Source organism: Actinacidiphila bryophytorum, from assembly GCF_016916835.1.
Lineage (GTDB): Bacteria > Actinomycetota > Actinomycetes > Streptomycetales > Streptomycetaceae > Actinacidiphila > Actinacidiphila bryophytorum.
Genome location: NZ_JAFFIX010000002.1, coordinates 333,453 through 352,693 on the forward strand (window position 1 = coordinate 333,453; position 19,241 = coordinate 352,693).

At 69.4% G+C, this 19,241-nt stretch carries 20 protein-coding genes; 10 read left to right on the plus strand and 10 right to left on the minus strand.

Annotated elements, in window-relative coordinates:
• Positions 1–585: 585 nt before the first annotated feature.
• On the plus strand, positions 586–1,830 hold the full coding sequence (locus JT723_RS04660) for a hypothetical protein (protein ID WP_205043069.1): 1,245 nt from the start codon (positions 586–588) through the stop codon (positions 1,828–1,830).
• A 201-nt stretch (positions 1,831–2,031) separates the two neighbouring features.
• Positions 2,032–2,406 (plus strand): hypothetical protein, encoded by a 375-nt coding sequence (locus tag JT723_RS04665; RefSeq protein ID WP_205043070.1) that lies wholly within the window; start codon positions 2,032–2,034, stop codon positions 2,404–2,406.
• Positions 2,407–2,451: 45 nt separating this feature from the next.
• On the opposite strand, the gene JT723_RS04670 is transcribed toward JT723_RS04665, so the two are convergent.
• Positions 2,452–2,886: a hypothetical protein gene (locus tag JT723_RS04670; RefSeq protein WP_205043071.1), complete on the minus strand. Its 435-nt coding sequence runs from the start codon at positions 2,884–2,886 to the stop codon at positions 2,452–2,454.
• A 350-nt stretch (positions 2,887–3,236) separates the two neighbouring features.
• Here JT723_RS04670 and JT723_RS04675 point away from each other — a divergent pair, with 350 nt between their 5' ends.
• The 4 genes from JT723_RS04675 (at position 3,237) to JT723_RS04690 (ending at position 8,044) form a co-directional block, all read left to right on the plus strand.
• Positions 3,237–4,172: a hypothetical protein gene (locus JT723_RS04675; RefSeq protein ID WP_205043072.1), complete on the plus strand. Its 936-nt coding sequence runs from the start codon at positions 3,237–3,239 to the stop codon at positions 4,170–4,172.
• A 138-nt stretch (positions 4,173–4,310) separates the two neighbouring features.
• Positions 4,311–5,156 carry a DUF2637 domain-containing protein gene (locus JT723_RS04680; protein WP_205043073.1) on the plus strand — a complete coding sequence of 282 codons (846 nt, stop codon included), beginning with the start codon at positions 4,311–4,313 and terminating at the stop codon, positions 5,154–5,156.
• Positions 5,157–5,376: 220 nt separating this feature from the next.
• The gene (locus tag JT723_RS04685; protein ID WP_205043074.1) at positions 5,377–6,342 is read left to right on the plus strand and encodes a hypothetical protein; all 966 of its coding nucleotides are present in this window, start codon (positions 5,377–5,379) and stop codon (positions 6,340–6,342) included.
• 7 nt (positions 6,343–6,349) lie between these two features.
• Entirely contained in the window at positions 6,350–8,044 is a 1,695-nt protein-coding gene (locus tag JT723_RS04690) for a relaxase/mobilization nuclease domain-containing protein (protein WP_205043075.1), read from the plus strand.
• A 51-nt stretch (positions 8,045–8,095) separates the two neighbouring features.
• On the opposite strand, the gene JT723_RS04695 is transcribed toward JT723_RS04690, so the two are convergent.
• The 3 genes from JT723_RS04695 to JT723_RS04705 form a co-directional block, all read right to left on the minus strand.
• Positions 8,096–8,584: a hypothetical protein gene (locus tag JT723_RS04695; protein ID WP_205043076.1), complete on the minus strand. Its 489-nt coding sequence runs from the start codon at positions 8,582–8,584 to the stop codon at positions 8,096–8,098.
• Positions 8,585–8,755: 171 nt separating this feature from the next.
• On the minus strand, positions 8,756–9,262 hold the full coding sequence (locus JT723_RS04700) for a hypothetical protein (RefSeq protein WP_205043077.1): 507 nt from the start codon (positions 9,260–9,262) through the stop codon (positions 8,756–8,758).
• 100 nt (positions 9,263–9,362) lie between these two features.
• Positions 9,363–9,857 carry a hypothetical protein gene (locus tag JT723_RS04705; RefSeq protein WP_205043078.1) on the minus strand — a complete coding sequence of 165 codons (495 nt, stop codon included), beginning with the start codon at positions 9,855–9,857 and terminating at the stop codon, positions 9,363–9,365.
• A gap of 232 nt (positions 9,858–10,089) precedes the next feature.
• On the opposite strand from JT723_RS04705, the gene JT723_RS04710 reads away from it, so the two are divergent.
• Complete coding sequence (locus tag JT723_RS04710) at positions 10,090–10,794, plus strand: nucleotidyltransferase domain-containing protein (RefSeq protein ID WP_205043079.1); 705 nt, start codon at positions 10,090–10,092, stop codon at positions 10,792–10,794.
• A gap of 174 nt (positions 10,795–10,968) precedes the next feature.
• Here JT723_RS04710 and JT723_RS04715 read toward each other — a convergent pair whose 3' ends face one another.
• From JT723_RS04715 to JT723_RS04740, 6 genes are all read right to left on the minus strand, one after another.
• Positions 10,969–11,523 (minus strand): flavoprotein, encoded by a 555-nt coding sequence (locus JT723_RS04715; RefSeq protein ID WP_205043080.1) that lies wholly within the window; start codon positions 11,521–11,523, stop codon positions 10,969–10,971.
• 108 nt (positions 11,524–11,631) lie between these two features.
• Positions 11,632–12,585, minus strand: coding sequence for an FAD-dependent oxidoreductase (locus tag JT723_RS04720; protein ID WP_205043081.1), 954 nt, complete (start codon positions 12,583–12,585; stop codon positions 11,632–11,634).
• Positions 12,586–12,651: 66 nt separating this feature from the next.
• Positions 12,652–13,239 (minus strand): class IV adenylate cyclase, encoded by a 588-nt coding sequence (locus JT723_RS04725; RefSeq protein ID WP_205043082.1) that lies wholly within the window; start codon positions 13,237–13,239, stop codon positions 12,652–12,654.
• A 443-nt stretch (positions 13,240–13,682) separates the two neighbouring features.
• Positions 13,683–14,336, minus strand: a complete 654-nt coding sequence (locus JT723_RS04730) for an FAD-dependent oxidoreductase (protein WP_307863872.1) — start codon at positions 14,334–14,336, stop codon at positions 13,683–13,685.
• Positions 14,337–14,340: 4 nt separating this feature from the next.
• Positions 14,341–14,931: a cysteine hydrolase family protein gene (locus JT723_RS04735; RefSeq protein ID WP_240165044.1), complete on the minus strand. Its 591-nt coding sequence runs from the start codon at positions 14,929–14,931 to the stop codon at positions 14,341–14,343.
• An 18-nt stretch (positions 14,932–14,949) separates the two neighbouring features.
• The gene (locus JT723_RS04740) at positions 14,950–16,089 is read right to left on the minus strand and encodes a helix-turn-helix domain-containing protein (protein WP_240165045.1); all 1,140 of its coding nucleotides are present in this window, start codon (positions 16,087–16,089) and stop codon (positions 14,950–14,952) included.
• A 177-nt stretch (positions 16,090–16,266) separates the two neighbouring features.
• Between JT723_RS04740 and JT723_RS04745 the strand changes: the two genes are divergently transcribed.
• From JT723_RS04745 to JT723_RS04755, 3 genes are read left to right on the plus strand one after another with little or no spacing between them, the layout of a single operon-like run.
• On the plus strand, positions 16,267–16,734 hold the full coding sequence (locus JT723_RS04745) for an NUDIX hydrolase (RefSeq protein WP_205043083.1): 468 nt from the start codon (positions 16,267–16,269) through the stop codon (positions 16,732–16,734).
• 6 nt (positions 16,735–16,740) lie between these two features.
• Positions 16,741–17,382 (plus strand): hypothetical protein, encoded by a 642-nt coding sequence (locus JT723_RS04750; RefSeq protein ID WP_205043084.1) that lies wholly within the window; start codon positions 16,741–16,743, stop codon positions 17,380–17,382.
• 17 nt (positions 17,383–17,399) lie between these two features.
• Entirely contained in the window at positions 17,400–19,208 is a 1,809-nt protein-coding gene (locus JT723_RS04755) for a DUF4254 domain-containing protein (protein WP_205043085.1), read from the plus strand.
• The last annotated feature ends 33 nt before the right edge of the window (positions 19,209–19,241 follow it).

Below are 19,241 nucleotides of genomic sequence, written 5' to 3' on the forward strand. Positions count from 1 at the left end.
CGGCGGCGGCGGGCCTGCTCCCTGACCCACCACTCGGAGCAGCCGATGACGTCGGCGATCTGGGCGGGCCGGTAGAGGACGGGCAGTTCGTCGGGAGCGGGTAGAGGCATGGCGAGTCCTCGCGACGGCGTGGGGGAATGCCATCAGCAGTCAGGGGATGGTCGGACGAAGACGCCGACACCCCGAAACCGGGAGGCGTCGGCCGAGTTGGGTCAGACCAGCGCTCTGGAGCGCCGACGGAGGGCCGGGCGCGACGGGACTGACACGCGCATGAACCCTCCCCTCTCGGCGCTACGTGCACGGGCGGCGGACGACGGAGGTGCTGTTGTACCTCGCCGTCGCGGCCGTGCGGAAGCGGATTCGCGTACGACTTCGCCCTGGTCGGACGGTCGCCGCGGGACGGTAGCACGAAATCCCGGACACGCTCCGGCCGCTCGAACCGACGGACCACGTCCGCTCCTCCCCTGTTTCGCTCGCAAGGGGCACGAGGTCGAGGTCACCGGAGTGCGAGCGACGTCAGGTGCGCGCCCTCGTGCCTGGCGGCCATGGTGGCAATGCCCGGGGGCGCCAGGCAGGATGCAGGCCATGAGTGCTCCTCCGCACGTCGCCCTGCCTGGCCAGGCGTGGAATGTCGTCGCTGATGACCCGACCGGCCTGCTCTTCGCCGTCAGCTATGGCTCGAACCCCCTGGAAACCGTCCTCACCGCCGTCGACCAGAGGGGACATATCGAGTGGCAGCGCTCGTTCCCGGGAACCGGTCGCCCCTGGGCGCTGGCGACCGGCCGCGGAACCGTCTGGGTGTCCCGGCCCGAAGCAGCCTGGAGGGTTCTGGAAGAAGTCGACGCGAACGGCCGCACCGTCAACTCCGTAGTTCCGCCCAGCCAGCCAGGCGAGGACATCGGCACCTTCGCGCTGCTGCCCGACGGCTTCTGCATCCTGTGGACCGCCGCGCGCGGACCGCTGCGTGGGGACGGGCCGAGGCGTGAGCCACGGGTCTCCCGCCACCGTGCAGACGGCAGCCCTCTGTGGTCGACACCCATTCGCCTCGGTGATCTCTCGTACTCCGGGATAGTCGAGATGAGCGAGGACTCCGGCTGGCAGGTACGGCAGAAGCCGAGATGGACCCCACGCGAGGTCACGGTCGCCTACCACGAGCCGCTGATGATCAGCGGTGGCTCTGTGGCCGCATCGTTCGAGGACCGCGGCAGTGGGCTCGCCCGCACGTTCCTTCTCGATCTACGTACGGGAAAGCTGTCGGCCGCGACACCGCCGGCACCCGATGGGCACAAGGCGATCGACCAGGACGGCGGCTTCCTCATCGGCGCCCAAGGCTACGGAGCCTTCGAGACAGCCCGGATAACCCCCGACGGCCGCCGCGTCGCCGACTGGCCGAGCCACGGTGTACTCACGATGGGCGCCAGCGGCGTGGTCTCCATCATCGAAATGACGAACGATATGTCCGCCCGCTCGACATTCCGGCGACTGGAGCGCGACGGCACCTTGACCAGCGGCCCGGACCTGCCCGGCTACTACACCGCACCCGCCGCAGTGGACCAGGAAGGCACCACCGTCTACTGGCGCAACGGCCAACTGACCGCCGTCGACGCAGACCTGAACGCCCACCGAGTTGCCGAACTTCCCGGCACGGGCGTCACCAGCCGCGTCCTGATCCTCGGCAACGGCATGGTCTCCCTCACCCTCGGCAACGCACTTCACCTCGTACCCACGCCGCTCGCCCCGCTCGCCACAGGCCCATGGCCCTGCGCCGACCACAACCTCCAGGGCAACCCCGTCGCCCAAACGGATCAGCCTCCAGACGAGTTGCGATGAGCCGCGGCCGTGGATCGTGCCGGAGGTCCATCCGGGAGAGGGCGTACTGTCCGTTTCCGCCGCCACGCGAAAGCTGATCCGCGTACAGCTTCTCGCTGGTCGAGCGGTCATCGGGGGGCGGCAACACGAAACCCGGACAGGTCCTGGGCCCGCGCAGCAAGTTCGTTGATGCCCCAGTCGCCTGCTCGAGATACTCGCCGGATGACCGACAACGCGCGATCAGACACGACCGAAGGCTGGTGGGACGGGCCCTGGTACCGCGTTCGTACAGACAGGTTCGTGGCGTCCTTCCTGCCCAGTGCGGGCGAGGACTTGGACGCGGTGTGCAACGTCGACGTCGAGGTCCGACTGACAGACGGCTCACGCTGGAGCGCAACCGTATTCACCGTCGCCGAGGTGCAGCGTCTGATGGAGAGGTGGGCGCAGACCGGCGAGGAGGCGGGAGGTCGCTACTTCTGGTGCTCGGACGGGCTGATCGTTCGCGAGGCCGGCGTCGTCAACATGGCCGAGGCGATCAGCGGCGCACTCGACGAGGGCGACTTCGAGCAGATCCTCCAGCGCCTGGACAACGGGTAACCAGCCCACAGCTGCCGTGTTGCGCCTTCGGATGACCTGGTGGCTTCAGAGCCCGAGCACCGCACGGACCTCGGAGAGCCGCTCGTCCTTGATGCCGGCGGACGCCTCGCCCAAGGCAACCGCGCGGGTCTTGAAGCCGTCCCTCCGGTGGAAGACCGCCGCCCCGTGCAGACCATCGGTCACCGCCACGACGTCCTCACGGCGCAGCCGATACGTGGCCAGCGGGTTGACGATCACCAGGGTCTCACCGCAGAGCTCCACCCGCGGCCGGAGCAGCACCAGCTCCCAGATCAGGGAGACCGCCGCGACAAGAGCCGTCGCCACAAGAGCCTGCACAGCCCTCCCCCCGGCCTGATCAGTCGCCCACGCCAGCCAGGCGCCCAGGGCGGCCAGCACCGCGAGCCCCCAGAACACCCCGGCCCAGACCATCAGTCGCGGGTGCACCCGCCACACCGCCGCGTCCCCACCCTGCTCGCGCATGAACTCATTGTGCGGACCTTCGGCCCTGCGCGTCCTGGCCCCCCGGTAAAGACCAGAAGGCCGCCGGTCGGACAGGCATCTGAGGGCGGTCCGGGAAAAGGGTGTACCGTGCCGCTCCCACCGCCGGGCCGAGCCCCGGCCACCGACCGAGGGAGGACGCCGTGCACACGCTTCAAGCCCGCGAGGTCGTCCTCGCTCACGGGAGGAACGTTCCGCCGGGCAACAAGGCGCCCAAGAGCAGTCGATCTTGGGCGAACTGCGTGGTACGTTCTGTCACCAGTGAACTTAATAGGGTGACCCCGGCAGCGCGCCAACGCTCCGGGGTCCGGCACAAGGAGACGCAACTCCTCATGCAGATTCATCGTAGCCGCCATGCGCGCGGCTTCACGGTCCTGCCCAACACGCTGCTGCAAGATCGGCGGCTGTCCTACACCGCCCGCGGCCTGCTCGCCGACCTCCTCTCGCGCCCCGACGGCTGGCGCGAGGACGGCCGCCACATGGCCGACACCAGCCCCCAAGGCCGCCTCGCGGTGGCGAAGGCCCTGCGCGAACTGACCGCCTTCGGCTACTACCGCGTCGAACGGGTACGCCGCCCGGACGGCACCTTCGTCAGCGAGACCCACGTCTACGACACCCCGCAGGTGGGACCGGGTGCCGTACGTCCGGGCTCCGGTCGACCAGCCACCGCCGACCGTGACGCCCACTCCGTAAAGGACCGTGGGAAAGAACCCACCCTCCCCGCGCAGCGGACACCGATCGACGCCGTACCCGGCGCGGGTCGGGGAGGGCGGCAGGAGATCCCGTCTCCACCCCTCGCCCAGGCCGAGCCGCCGAACGCGGCGAGCACCGAAGCGGCGGCCCTGCTCCACCGCGTGACCGCAGCGGAGCCTCGCCTGCGCCTCGGCGCGGCAGAGGCCATGACGCTCGCGCCCCTGGTGACGCCCTGGCTGGAGCGCGGCCTCGGCCCGCGCGACCTCTCCCCCGCCCTGCTCAGCGGCCTGCCCGAACGGGTCCACAGCGCGTCGGCTTTCTTGCGCGACCGCCTCACCCGCAAGCTGCCCCCAGCACCAGAGCCGATCACTGGACCGCCGAAGCCCCGCTCGCACGAGTGCGCCGGCTGCGCGCGCCCGATCCCGTACGAGGGCACCTGCCGTACCTGCGCTGAAGCGGACGCCCCACCGCCCGACGCCGTAGACGAGCGCGCCCGTACCGCCGCCCGCGGCCGAGCCCTGGTCCGCGCCGCCCTCAACAGCCGCGCGGGCACGCTGACCGGCGCGAGAGCCTGACCTCCCCCTTCACGGCCAACGCCGCCCCGCGCCCGTCCCTGCCCTGACGCGCGCCACTCCCCCCGAACCGCCGGGCGCTGCCGCCTGCCCGCGCCGACGCGCGCGCTGCGCCGCCCACCCGCCATGCCTGGAGCCCGCATGTCCACGTCCGTGTCGCCGACGCCTTCCGCCCCGATACCCGAGCGCACCCGACGACGCCGCGCCCGACCGCTCGACAGCCTCGCGATCCTGCTGCTGGGCGGCTCCGCGTGCACGCTGTCCTTCGACGCGCTGCGCCAGGTCGCCCTGGCCTCCCACGTACGGCCCGTCCTCGCCTACCTCTTCCCGATCATCATCGATGGCTTCATCGGCTACGGCGTCCGCGCGATCCTCCTCCTGCGCGACGCCCCGCCGAGCGCCCGCCGCTACGCCTGGACGCTCTTCGCCGCCGCGAGCAGCGCCAGCCTGTGGGCCAACGCCCTGCACGCCATCCGCCTGAACTCCCCCGGCACCCACATCCTGGTCCTGGGAAACGCCCCCGTCGGCGTGCTCTCCACGATCGCCCCGCTGGCACTCGGCGGTGCCACACACCTCCACATCCTGGTCACGCGACACGCTCCCTCGCCGGAATCCGCCCCGGCCGGAACCCCCGGCCCGGGTCCGGCCGTTACGGAGCAGGTTCCGGCGGCCGCATCGCCCGCACCGAGCGGGAAGGCGCCGGCCGAAACCTCCGGCCGGAAAGCGGCGCCCACTCGCCGTACTGCGCCCAGCCGTCCACGCACCCGGACCGGCACCGGCCGCCCCGGACGACGAGCCGACGCCAGCATCGACGAACTGGCGACCGTCATCGCCACCGCGTACCCGGATTCGGCCCAGGTGAGCAGGGCCGAGGCCCGCGAGGCGATCCAGGCCGCCGGTCTCTCGGCCGGCAACGACCGCGTCGCCCAAGCCGTCGCCCGCCTCGCAGAGAGCCGGAGCGAACAGGCCCAACTGCCCACTGCCTGAGCCCCTCCAGAAGGCGGGGCGTCCGCGTACGTGGTCCTGCTGCCACCGCAGACGCCCCCGCCTCGGCAACCGAGAACCCCCGCCGTCCCCAGGAGTCGCCATGCCGCACCACCCCAGCAGCAACCGCCGGGCACTCGCGCCAGGTCAGGCCCACGCAGAAGCCCCCCACCCCGCCCACGCCCACGACGACGGACCGCACGGCGGAGCAAGTTGTCCCGGGATGAGTCATCCCGGGATGGCGCCCGCCCCAGGGGTGGCGGACCGGCTCGACGCCGCCCTCCCGAAGGGGGTGGCGTCGGCTCTCGGCCCAGGGGTGCCGAGCAGGACCTACGACGCCACCGCGCCCACGCCGCGCCCCACCGCTCCCTCGACCTTCAACTGCACTGAAGCCGCCGCGCACCACCGCCGACGCCTCGTCGTACCGCGCCGCCACCGCGTCGATCCCTGCTTCAGCGACGACGAATGGACGGAGATCACCACCGCGGCCACGGCCTGCCAGCTCACGCCCGGCGGCTTCACGAGCGCCGCAGCCATCGCCTACTCCCGCGCCGACCGGCGCACCAGCCTCGGCGACGAACGCCACCACCTCGAAGCCCTCATGGACGCCAACACCGCCCTCCACGCGATCGGCGGCCAGCTCAACTCCCTGGCCCACTTCCTGAATTCCGGCGGCACCCCAAACCCGGTTCCGGCCGTCCACCTCCTCGAACGCGTCACCCTCGCCGTCGCGCACGTCACCTCGGCCGTAACCACCCTCCCCACGGCCGGAGTGCAGCCAACCCGCCCGACAACGCCAGCCGCGGACATCACCCACCACCACCGACAGCGATCGCGCACCGCCCGCCGGAACCGCACCCACCCCTGCTTCAGCGACAGCGAATGGGCCGACCTCACCACCGCGGCGAGCGCCTGCGGCCTCAAGCCCGGCGGGTACGCAGCAGCTGCCACGCTCCTGGCCGCACGCGCGCAGAACCCCCGGGCGGCCATCGCCGACACACGCCGTCAGCTCGAGGAGCTGATGAACGCCAACCGCCAGCTCGCCGCCGTCGGCAACAACCTCGCCCAGCTCCTCCCGCACCTCCCCGCCACCGGCCTCCTCCACGATCAGGCCCAACGCGCCCTCGGACTCGTCCGCGACGCCCTCGATACCGTCGACACCGCGGCAGCCGCCGTGGCGGGGAAGTAGCAGATCGGTGATCCCGAAGATCACAACAGGCGCGGGCGGCACGTACGGCCTGCTCACGTACCTCTACGGTCCCGGCAAGGCCAACGAGCACACCGACCAGCACATGATCGCCTCCTGGAACGGCTTCGCCCCCGACCCCGGCCCCACCGCAGAACGCGAGGCCATCACGAAGCTCGCCCGCCAACTCGACCTCCCGGTCAAGTCGCTGCCCCGCGAGCAGCGCCCGAAGACGACCATCTGGCACTGCTCAGTCCGCACCGCTGCCAACGACCGGCCCCTGACCGACGACGAGTGGGCCACCGTCGCCCGCCGCATCGTGCACGCCGCCGGCATCGCACCCGAGGGCGACACGAAGGCCTGCCGCTGGATCGCCGTACGCCACGCACCCGACCACATCCACATCGCCGCCACCCTCGTCCGCGAGGACGACCGCACCGCCCGCCGCAACTTCGACAAGCGAGCCGTCCAGACCGAGGCCCGAGCCATCGAGAAGGACTACGGCCTGCGCCAACTCCACCCAGGTGACGGCACCGCGGCCAAGCGCGCCACCAGCGCGGAACGCCGCAAGGCCGACCTCCGCGGCCTGGACCGCCCCGCCCGCGACCAGCTCCGCGATGCTGTCCGCCGCGCCCTGGCAGGCGCGGCGACCGAGGAGGAGTTCTTCCACCGCCTCACCGCACAAGGCGTCCGGATCACCAAGCGCGTGGCCCCCTCCGGCGACGTCACCGGCTTCACCGTCGCCCTCCCCGGCGACCGCAACCGCGACGGCAAGCCCATCTGGTTCTCCGGCTCCAAGCTCGCCCCGGACCTGTCCCTCCCCCGCATCCGCAAACGCCTGGCCTCCACCGCGGCCCCCTCCGAGGGGATCACCGACCCAGCCCGCGCCCTTCGCGCCGGAACCACAGCCACAGCAGACGCCCTCCGATCCCTGGCAAAGGACGACGACGGATCCGCGGCCGACCAGCTCACCGGCATCGGCGAAGTCCTCGACGCCCTCGCGCAGACGAGCGCAGCCCCGACCCGCAGCGAACTCCAAGCGGCAGCGCGCACCTTCGAACGAGCCACCCGCTCGCGCATCCAGGCGGCCAACACCCACAACCAAGCCCTACGCAAGGCGGCCCGCGACCTCATCCAGTCCGGCCCGGCCCTCGGCAAGGGCGAGGACGGCGCGGCGACGGCCATGCTCCTGAGCGTCCTGATCACGGCGGCCGTGATGGCAGCCCACTGGCACGCGGCCCTGGGCCACGCTCAACAGGCCGCAGCCGCCCGCCAGACGGCCACCGACCTCCGCGCGGCCTACCAGGCAGCAGCCACGACACCCCTCGCCACGATGCGTGCCACGGGCCAGACCCTCCCAGCTCCCGCCCGGCACCAGGCAGCCGCAACCGTCCAAGCGGTGCTGCCCAACGAGGCGGCCCGCATCCAGGCCGAACCCAACTGGCCGGCCCTGGCGGCCACCCTCACCGAAGCCGCCCAGGCAGGCCACGACCCCGCCACCCTCCTCCACAGGGCTGTGGAAAACCGCGAACTCACGACAGCAGACTCCCTGACCGACGTCCTCCTCTGGCGCCTCCGCCACGAGGCCAACCTCTCCGCCGCCCCGCTCTACCAAGCTCAGCGGCCCGGCCAGCGCCCGACGCCCCCGCCGACTGCCACCCCCGTGCTTCCCTCGCCGAGCTATGCACCGACGCGAAGGCGGTGATCACTCCACCCTCGCGTACGCAACGGGACCAAAACCGCGAAGCAGAGCCTGCTAGATACGGCCTGCTTCGTGGTCATGTGCAGCCAGGAGCGCCTGCACGTCGTCGGCTGGGGTGCCGTCGAGATTCCGCCCGAAGGCTGCTGCCAGCACGGCCGGAAGATCAGTCTCTGCGACGGCGGTACGCACGCCGGCCAGAACACTGGGGAACTCGTCGTCGTCCACCGCGCCCCAGTGCTCCTGGCGCAACCCGTGGATCACCTCGACAAGATCCGGTCGTAGCCGCATCCAGGCGCGAGACGTGCGAATCTCCTCCGCGACCTGGCCCATGAACCAGCGCATGACCTCGTACGGAATGTCCACCTGGCGTCCGGCAGGGTTGAAACACACCGTGGGCTCCCGCGCCGGGTCCTCGTCGGGAACAACTGCCACCACGACGGTCTGGTGATCAACGACGAGGTCCAACTCCAGATACCAGGCGTCGTCGGCTACGGAGTACATCGCTGTGAGCGCGTAGTCGCCGTTCGGGGCCGGGATGGGCATGGCCGCATGGTGGCAGACCACCCGGCTGCCACCAAGCCACTTTGAGCGGACGCAGGGCGCAGATCACATCCCGACCCGGCGAATCCGTCCCGTCGAACGTGAACTGGTAGAGCCCCTGCCGGCAGCCTGAGTTCGCTCCCGGACAAACTTAGGACTGATCGAGCCCCCACATCAATCGTCCGCCGCGACGATCAGCATCAAGGACAAGCGCTCGCGATCGATCGCAACATATTCATGGAATTCGGTATGCACCCCGCCCCAGTCGTGGAACGCGGGCGCGCCCAGATCCGACAGAACGAAGCATCTGGTGGCCGACGCGAGTACTGCGTATACCTGCTCGATCATCACCCTTTCCAGCGCTTCCGGAAGTGCGCCGTGCTGGCCAGCCCAATGGCGAACCGTACGTACAGCTGCGGCGCTCCCGACCTCACTGTACGCGTCCATGGTGATATGGCAGTGCCAGTAGGGTCCGTGCCGCTGTCCTGCCGGATCCGTGCCACCTCCCGCGTAGTCATCGCGGAACTGTTCATCGGCGACCAGCAGAGCCAGCAGCTCGTCGTCCAGACTCTCGGGGGCGATCCGGAAGTACTTCACGTCGACCCAGCGACGACCATGCCCTGCGAACTTGTGATCCCTGAAGTTCACGAAGGCCTGGGTATTAAAAACGAGCTGAGTCACCGGGCCAAGCTAACTCGCCAGGCCGGCACTACAACATCGGCCGCTGCGGAATGAAACCACGGACCACGGCGACGTCCCGCCGGTCGTGGTCTCCAACTGCTCAACGCACGTCCTGACACCCGGCGTCATCGGTCCAGTCCTCGCTGAACCGATGGCGATCCAGGCCCACGGCCGAGAACTCGTCGCCGCCCGCATGCGCCACGGCACCCAACCGCCGAAGCGCCTGTGAGATCGGACTGCCGGCCGCTGGGAACGGCTGGCCCACCGGCGTATGCAGCGGTCCCCACACTCTGGCCCCATCAGCCCATACGGCGGCCAGTTGTTCGCCGACACCACCGAAGAAGTCCGCTTCCACGTAGGCGACCGGCCCCGCGGTCGACCACCCTGCAAGCGTCCGTTCGAAGCCCCCGGGCAGTAGCCAGAACCCCAGATCCCCGACAGGACTGCCATCCGTGACTGCGTCGAAGAGCCGGTCCGTCATCACCATCAGCGCAAGCCCCTGGCCAAGGGACGTCGCCCCTGCACCAGCAAGGTCCCGTACGGCAGCACGCAGCAACCTCTCCTCCGCGATCACTGCCTGCAGCTCGTAACTCATCCCTCCGGCCCTCCCGCCTCGGTCGAGGCCTCATCCTGCCTCAGCAGGCCGCGCCAGGCCTGCGTGTTCTCACCCGGAAACTCGCGCCCCCGTCAGCGGCTTGCTCCCAGCACAGGACCATCCAGACCTGCCGCTCCCCCCTCCAAGTGGCCCGAATATCTCAGGCTCCGTCAACGACCGAGGGCTGCCGAAATTCTCGGCGCCATTCCCACGAGGCCCAGATACTTGCCTCATGGACGCGATCGACGCCGCACACGCCGTAGTCGAAGAGCACCACCCCGACGCACGCGCCGCCTTCCTCGGCGGCAGCGTCATCACGGACCGCCGCACGGCGACCTCCGACCTGGACATCGTGATCCTGCTGCACGGCGCCCCGGCCCCCTATCGGCTGAACGTCCACGAACACGGCTGGCCAGCGGAACTGCTCGTGCACACCGAGGAGTCCTGGCACACCTTCGTCGAACGCGAGGTACGCAACCGCAGCTCCCCGCTCATGTGGATGTGCGCGGACGGCGTCATGCTCCTCGACCGCGACGGGGTCGGCGCACGCATCAGCACCCACGCCAAGTCGCTGGCCGCGGCTGGGCCTCCCCCAACCTCTGCCGAGGAGATCGACGACCGCCGCTACGCCCTCACCGACCTCCTCGACGACCTCACAGGCTGCACCGACCCGGGCGAACGCCTCTTCATCTGCACCGAACTCGCCCGCCGAACCGCCGAACTCACCCTGGCCCTGAACACCGCCTGGAACGGCGGCGGCAAGTGGCTGACCCGCCGCCTCGACGCCACAGCCCCCGGCCTCAGCAAGCAGCTGCACGACGGCGTCCACCAGGCGCTGGGAGGTCGCGTGGAGATGCTCATCGAAGTCGTGGACGAGGTACTGCTCCAGGCCGGAGGTCGGCTGTGGGTCGGGTACCGGCGCAACGGAACGCGGTGAGGTCCCGGCGAAGAGGATGCAGATACCGGCACGCTCGCGTACCGGCTGATCACGGTTGCAGCAGTCTGCCCGCCAAGTCGCGGCGTCGGCCCCACAAGCCGAGTGGACGACGTTCCGACCGACACCACGCCGGCTCGTGCCGGAGTACGGAGAACACTCGCCCGGAGATGGTGCTCACCGCCGTGCGTCCGCGGCCGGGCCGAGCAGTTCCAGCGCCTCTTCCCAGCGGAACCGGTCAGCGCCTCCACCGGCCTTCGGCTGGTGCGACTCGCGAGAACTGACCATGACGCCCATCCCGCGCAGCCGGGCCAAGCTCTCCTGATAGGCGGGGTGGGCAGCCATGGCCGAGTTCACGTACGGCAGCAGGACCGTCGGAATGCCCATTCCGTACGCCTCGCAGAGAATCCCCAGCGCCAGCGTGTCGGAGACCCCGGCAGCCCACTTGTTGATCGTGTTGAACGTCGCCGGCGCAACGGCGATGGCATCCGCAGGTGGAAGCGGCCGCGGTTCGCCGGGCAACCGCCACGCAGACCTGATCGGGTAGCCCGTCTGTGCCTCAACGGCCGTGGCATCAATGAAGCCAAGCCCCTGTGGCGTCGCAATCACCCCCACGCCCCAGCCCCGGCCCTGCGCCATGGTGATCAGCGTGCCCACGTCCCCCGCGGCCCCAGCCGCGCACACCACGACGTACAGAAAGGGTTTCGGCCGCTCGTCCAACGGCTCGTTCATAGGCCAACTCCCCGGTCGACACGGTGGAGCACAGTGTGCGCTCCTTGGGCCGTAGCGGTGAACAGGCGGCGGCGTTCACCGCGCCCCAGATCTGTGTGCGGCCTCTCGTCACCGCTCACTGAGCAAGGTCAGAACGTTCTCCGCACATCCCCAGGACAGAGTGACGCCGGCACCGCCGTGGCCGTAGTTGTGCACCACCGGAGTGCCGTCCAGGAGCCGGTCGCTCTCGACCCGGACTATGTCGCGGGTGGGTCGGACTCCGATGCGGTGCTCGACGATCTGCGCGTCGGCCAGCCGCGGTTCGATGAGTGTGCAGCGAGCCAGGATGGCGTCGGCAGCAGCGTCGTCGGGGTCCAGGTCGCCGAACCCGTCGATAGCTGTTCCGCCCAGTACGACGGTGTCCCCGTGTGGGTAGATGCACAGCAGATCCGACGAGAGCCCAGTGTCCTCGGAGAAGAAATCAGTCAGGCCGGGATTGGCGACGACGACGTGCTGGCCGAGGATCGGGCGCAGGTCCGGGTCAGGGACGAGGTTGTGGGCACCCATGCCCGTGCAGATGACGATGGCGGCAGCCGGACCGGCCTCGGGGAGGGAGCGCAGCCTGCGCTGTTCGACCCTCGCTCCCGCGTCCGCCACCCGCCGCTGGAGGTAGTCGAGGTAGACCGGCATGTCGATGAGAGGAATAGTGAAGCGGTAGCCGGAGGTGAATCCGGGCGGGAGTTCGGCGGTCTCGCAGGGACGGAACCCGGGCAGCGCGGTTGCCCATTCCGGTGGTGCATCGGCGTGGCGGGAGGCCTCGATGCCGCTGGTCAGCCGTACGCCGGTGGCAGAGTCGGAAGCCAGTTCCCCGAAGACCTCAAGGGAGCGCTGGCTCCACTGCGCGACCTTGTCCCTGGGCTCGACGAGGTAAGGCCCCCACATGGCACCCGCCGCAAGCGACGTATGCCCGGGTAGCTCATCGGCGATGACGTGGACCAGCAACCCGGACTCGGCCAGCACGACGGCAGTGGTGAGCCCGGAGACTCCGGCTCCGATCACGACGATGCGCTCCTCCGTGGCCATACGCCGACGATAGGCGGCGGGGGGCATCCCCAGCGGGTGTGCCGCGTTATGAAGCCACCCGCCTGGTCACTGGGACGGCACCGCGGTCTCAACGGGCACGCTCTGAGTGCGGTGGCCGAAGAGGAGGGTGGGCTCAGCAAGGATGTCCCGACCGAGTTCAGTTTGGTAGATCGCGTCGACGCTGCCGAACCGGGCCTGGGTGTAGTCGAGTCCGAGCAGGTCGGCGGCCTCTCGGACAGACTGCTCGTCGGGACCTTCGATCTCCAGGAACGTGGGCAGGCCGGGCCACGTGTCGAAGTCGAATGCGACGTCGCCGAGCCGCCACTCCTCGCGGTAGTTCTCCTGGTAGCGGACCTCGCGCAGCCCGATAGAGCTCAGGATCTCGGCCATGGCATGCACGTCGCCCACCTCGGTCTCGATCTCCGTTGTCCCGTCGATCGAATCGGCGTCAGTGACCTGCTTCAGGGTGAGCGTCGTGCGCGTGCCCTCGTGGCGCAGCCGCACCCACTGCGTGCCGTCGAGGGCATCGCTCTCGAAGATCTTGCGCGTGAGCAACGTACGGGGAAACGCTTGGACTGCTCCCAGGGCGGCGAGGTCGGCCTGGAGGCCGGCCACGTCGACAGCCAGGAACTTCGCTTCGTATTCGTGTTTCATCTTCCGATACGTCCTTCCATCGCACAGCGTGGAGAAGCTGATGCCAAGAGGCGGGGGTTGTCACGGCTTGCCCCTCGCCGACAAAGCTCCTCGTCACGAATGGAACTACGGCTGCGCCGACGGGCCGACACCTCGCCCGAGCCGCTGCCAGGCGCCACCGCGAGCCTTCCCCCTCAGTACAGAGAACTTCCTGGCCTCGCCGACGACACGCCTCGCAGGCCGTAATACGCCCGCAGCGCGGCCTCACCACCGGAACCCGTCGCAGCCATGATGCGCTGGAAGCGGGCGGAGCGCAGATCCCCGGCGGTGATGACACGCGGATGCTGGCGGTCGGGCGGGCAGTAGCCGGAAGTGTCCGGCACGAGGGCGCCTGACGGAGGCGCTGGGGCGCTGCCCAGATTCACGTACGCGACATCAGCCGTACCGGTGCCGGGACGGCCTTCTCAGTCGAACCACGCAGCCGTGAACCCGGAATCACCGACATCGCTCACCGACAGGCCGGCAACCGGCAGCAGCGTGACCCGGGCATCGCTGCGCACCTCGTCGACCTTGTAGTCGTCCTCCTGCGGGTAGGCGACCGTCACCGTCGCATCGAGTGTCGGGTGGGTGCGGAGGAAAGTACCCAGGGGCCGATCTGCGCCGAGTACGAGGAGGGAACCCCCCGCCGCGCCTGAGGCCTTGGCGCCCCAGAGAGTGGGCAGATCCAAGTCTGTTGCGACCGTCAGCCACGGGGCCGCCAAGACGGGAATCGGGCCGACACCGGTAGCCACGACCGCGTAAGGGGCGCTGACGTTTCGGCCGGTGTCCGTCCTTACCGCCACGTGGTCGTCGTAGGCACGGACCTCGATTACCCGCGCGCCGAGGTCGACCTCGCAGAGCTCTGCGCGGGCCACGTCCTCCGCGACGGCGGCGGCAAGTTCCGGCCCACTGGTGTGCCCGCCTACGACGTTGTTGACGACGGCGATGTGCTGGAGCTTGGCGCACAGGGCGTCCGGCTCGATCAGGACCGACCGTATGCCGACGCTGGCAGCCATCACTGCCGCCGCGCAGCCGGCTGGGCCGCCACCCACAATGACCAGGTCCGTGATCGCTGTCATGGGGCTATTCCAACACTGGGACTTCGAGCCGTGGGGCGAGTTGGGCCATGAGGCCATCTGCGTTGATCAATTGACGTGGGCCGATGAGCCGACGAGCGACCGTGAGGCCGGCCTCGTGAACAGCTGGACCCGCGTCGCTTGCCGAGGCGTCGGTGAGGATCCAAGGCGCATAGCCCAACTCGAATGCGTCTGCCGCGGACTTCAGAACGCAGCTCTCTGTCGCGATGCCGCAGAAGACGAGATCAGTCCAGCCCGCGTCGCCGAGCAGGGTGACGGCCTCGTCGGTGAAGAAGGAGTACCCGACCTTGTCGAGCACGGCGTACGCGGACTCAGCCTGATCCGCCAGCTCCGAAACCAGGTCCGTATCCGGCGGGCTCTGTAGGCGGCTCCAGCGAAAGAACCGCTCGAAGGGGCTGTCGGGATAGTTGCGGTAGCGGGTGAAGACAACGGGACGGCCTGCGGCAGACCACCGTGAGACAAGGCTGGAGATCACAGGAACGACATGCCGACTGTGGTGGTTGGTGAAGCCGTTCTGTACGTCCACGACGATCAGGGCCGCGCCGTCGATGTCCACTGCGCCATCCGTGACGTCCATGGCCTTGTTCTCCCGTCGTCAGCCCACACTGTCCCGGAGAGCGTCCTGCGCGGCACGCAGCCGTTCCGCGAGTCCGCTCGTCTTCATGATGGCCTCTCTCATGAGGACGTGCTGCGCGGTCTCCTGCGCTCGGGCGGAGGTGAGACGTGAAGACGCCGCCCTTAGGAACCGCCAGCCGAAGTCTTCGTGGGTCGAGGGGTCCTGGCCATCCTCCACGAGCTGCTGGATCTGACGGGAGAAGCACCACAGTGCCTGGACGGTGAGTTCGCAGCCGACTAGTTCGTCAATCGTGAGGCTGCGCTCTTGTGAGTGGGCGCAGTAGGCGACACCGGACCAGCCCGCATAACCCGTGGAGACACCGCGTACGCCGAAGGAGACGATGTCCGGGTGGTCGAATCCGCTGGCCAGCAGGGATTCCTCGACAGACGAGTGAAGCGCCTCGGGCTCACCGGGCGTGCCGCGGTCGACCAGCACGGAAGGCGTGGACAGCAGCCGCAGAGCGGTGTCGAACTCGGGGCCGGCGGTCCACGGCCCCGACGTCACCCAGTACAGCGAGAGGACGTATTCGGGGTCCGGCTGCTCGCCAGGACCGGCATTCAGCAGATCTCGCAGAACGGATCCGGCCCACGGTAGGTCGGAGGCGTAGGAGCGGTACCGCCAGAGGGCCAGCTCCGTCAGCGACTGAGGCGTCTGTAACTGGACGAGGTGGAAGACCACCACGCCACAGGCGTAGACGTGCAGTGTGCAGACAGTGCCCCCGTCCGGGTGGTTCGCACGAGCCCATGACGAATCCAGCCAACGGCCCGCCGGGGCTGCGTTCATTCCCTCCCGAAGGCGTCGCGCCTGCTCTATACCGACGAAGACCGGCAGGAACTTGTGCGACTCGACCCGTATGTGCGCCGCGTTGGGGGCGGCGACAGCCGGTCTGCCCAGCGCCTCGGAGAAGCGTGCCCGGCTCTCGTCCGAGGACCGTGCCAGGGCCGTGTCGAGCACCGCCTGCGAGTCAGGGCGCGGCGTGTAGTCCTCCCCGCCGGCCTCCCACTTGGAGATGACGCGATCGCTGACACCCAGGTGCGCGGCGAAGTCCCGGATGCTCATCCTCATCGACGAACGCAGCAGTCGGGCTTCCCGTCCAGTCCAGCTCTGCACTGTGACCATGGCGGCCCCATCCCCCTCCCGCATGGCGAAATACCCAGCGTAACGAGTCGTGTTCGGCAGCGGTACAGCGTTTGTGCGGCATCCGTACGTCACTTCCGGTCACCGGTGTGCAGCATGCTGTTCCCGCGGTCAGCACCGGCCGGCCTCGAAGACCCACTTCAGCGAGGAGTTCTCCCTATGCCCGAGATCGTCAAGCGCAACGCCCGCGCCATCCTGCTCGACGGAGACGAGCTGGTGCTGATCAGGCGAACCAAGCCCGGCCGGGACGCGTACTGGGTCACCGTCGGCGGCGGTGTCGAGGAGGAGGACGACAGCATCGAGGCCGCCCTGCACCGCGAGGTCTTCGAAGAACTGGGCGGCACGTTGGAGAAGGCCGAACTGGTCCACCTGATCACCGACCATCTGGAGGGCGGCATCGGCGTTCAGCACATCTTCGCCGCCCGCCTCGCCGGAATGGACCTGTCCGTGCGGACCGGAACCGAGTTCACCAAGCCCGAGCGCGGCGCGTACGACGTCGTCCGCGTGCCCTTCACCGCCGAAACGGTGAGCGAGCTCGACCTCATGCCTCCCGAGCTGGCCGATTTCGTCACCGCCAACATCGAGGCGATCGTCTCCGTCCTCGAAACGCCTGTCCGGAAGGCGTGACCGGACATGGCAGGCATGCCGGAGTTCATCAGCGTCAACGGCCCCGACAACGCCGGTAAGACGACCCAGTTGAAGCAGCTCGCGGCACGCTGGGACGGGTTCCAGATGCTGGGTGCCGTCCACGAACACGATCCGGAGCCTTGGGAGCGTGTCGCCTCGGACGACTACGCGAGCTGGTGGTTCGAGAAGTCCACGACTGTCGAGCTGACCGCCATGCTGGTCAAGGGCCACGTCAGGCGCGCCGCGGCGCGCAGGCCCGAACACACCGGGCTGCTCGACCGCGGCCTGCCGATGCTCACCGCCGTGGCGGCGGCGACCAGCGTCGTCAAGGACGGCCTCTCCACGGACGAGGCTCTCCGGACGATCCGCGAGATCACCGCACCGCTCCCGACGCCCGCGGAGACCTCGGTCCTGCTCCTGCCGTCGCTCGACCCGCACCGCAGCTACGCGATCACCAGCGACCGCGAGAACCGTCCGTGGACGGGGATCTACCCCGCATACCAGAGGCACCTGCACGCGATACTGCGCCGCCAGGCGGAGGAGGGCGTTTACGACCTCGTCGTGGACTGCGAGCACCACGACCTCGCCGAAGTCCACCGGAGGATCACCACGGGTCTCGGTCTTCCTCTTCCCTCCCACGACCTTTGAAAGGGTGATGACGACCGATGACCGCCCATACAGGGGGCCCGCCCCCATTACTCCTGTCGCCGGGTTTCGCCCGCGCCGCCGCCGGCCTGCCCCAGAAGAACCTGCGCCGGCTTGACGACGCCCTCACACGCCTCCATGCGGTCAACTCCCGCCTGTGGCAGACCGAGGACCGCGTGCGGACAGCCGGCCTTCCCGCCGACCGCATCGCAGACTTCAAGCGGGAAATCGACCAGCTCAACGCCGAGCGCAACGCCTTGGCCGAGCGCGCCGACGAGGTCCTGGGTGCACTTGCCGGTACCGCGTCGGCGGAGGCGCCCCTGCACACGGAGACCCTCGCCTCCGTTCTCGACCGACTGTCCGTGCTGACCCTTCGCATCTGGCACAGCGAGCAGGCCACGGACCGGGACGACCTGGCCAAGCGTCGCGTGCCGGCCCTGCACCGGCAGCGGGACGATCTGCACGCAGCGCTCGACACGCTCACCGCCGACGTGATCACCGGTGCCCGGCGGCTTCCAGCCCCCGCTCGCTACAAGCTGTACGGCGCGGACGAGGCAGTAGTCTCGGAGAACACCCCGAGTCCCCGCCTCACGCGCGTCATCGCTTTCGGCGGGCTCAGCGAATGCGGCAAGAGCACCAGCGCGGAGTTCGTCCGCCGCGTCTGCGGAGCTCAACGCTTCAAGATCGGCTACCTGCTGTGTCAGTCCGCCGCACGCCATGGCTTGGCCGACCCGTACGCTCTCTCGGCCCGGCGCCAAGCAGAACTGCTCCTGGATGAGTTGAACCGCTTCGCCGACGCCCACGTGGACTCTCGGCTCATCACCATCGAGTCCGTCCACGACGAGTCGTCGATCGCAGAGTTGAAGACGCTCATGGGCGACCGGCTCCAGATCGTCTACCTGGACGTGCCCTTCGCTGTGCGAGTGGGCCGGTCTGGAACGGCTGCGCACGTCGTCGCGGCCAAGGACGAGATCAAGATGAGCCGCGGAGCCCACCAAGTCGCGGCTCTCGCGGACCACCTCCTCGACAACTCAGGGAGCGTCATTGAACTGCGCGCCCACTTGAGAAGGATCAGCGCACCGCCCGTCCCGGTAAGGCCGCGCACGAGCACTCCGTACGGTCTCGGTCTCCCCGGACCCGTGGCAGCAGCCACATCCGACCTCGCCGACAGCCTGCGCTCGCACGCGCCTGCCGTACGCCTGGTCGCCCTCACCGGGAGCCCCGGGGAGGGAAGCTGGATGGCAGGCTGGTCCGACATCGACCTCCTCGTGGTCGCCGACCACACCGCGGCCGCGGCCGTCGCCGAGGCGCTGCGCACCTACCAGGAGGAGGTGGACGAAGCCGCCTCCGTCGGACTGACCCTCGCGACGCCACATGAACTGCTCGCCAGCCGACTCACCCCGCGCCTCGCCTTCGCCCTGCACCAGCTCCAGGCCGATCGACCGGTGCTGTACGCGGACCCGCACCTGAAACTGCCGCACATCACCTCAGACGACCTTGCGCTTGCGGCGGTGCACGAGCTGCCCCAGGTCATGCTCACCCTGCGCAGACTGCGCGCCGACGCCGCCCCGGACCTGCTGCGGCAGCTCTACAAGCACCTCGTTCTCGCCTGCCGACTTCTGCTGCGCGAACACGGTGTCTGGGAGACCGGACCGGACCAGATCCTCGCCACAGCAACACACCTGCCCGGGCTACCCGCCTTGACCCTCCCGACGCTCGCCGAGACGGCCACCGCCTGGCGCGAGGGCGCCCGGCCCCAGGCTCTGGCGCAGGTCCTGCCGGCGGTCGACGGCCTTCTGGCCTGGTACGCGGCCCAGCTCGCCGCCTGACCCACGCCTCTCCACCAACTTCGATCTCTCCAC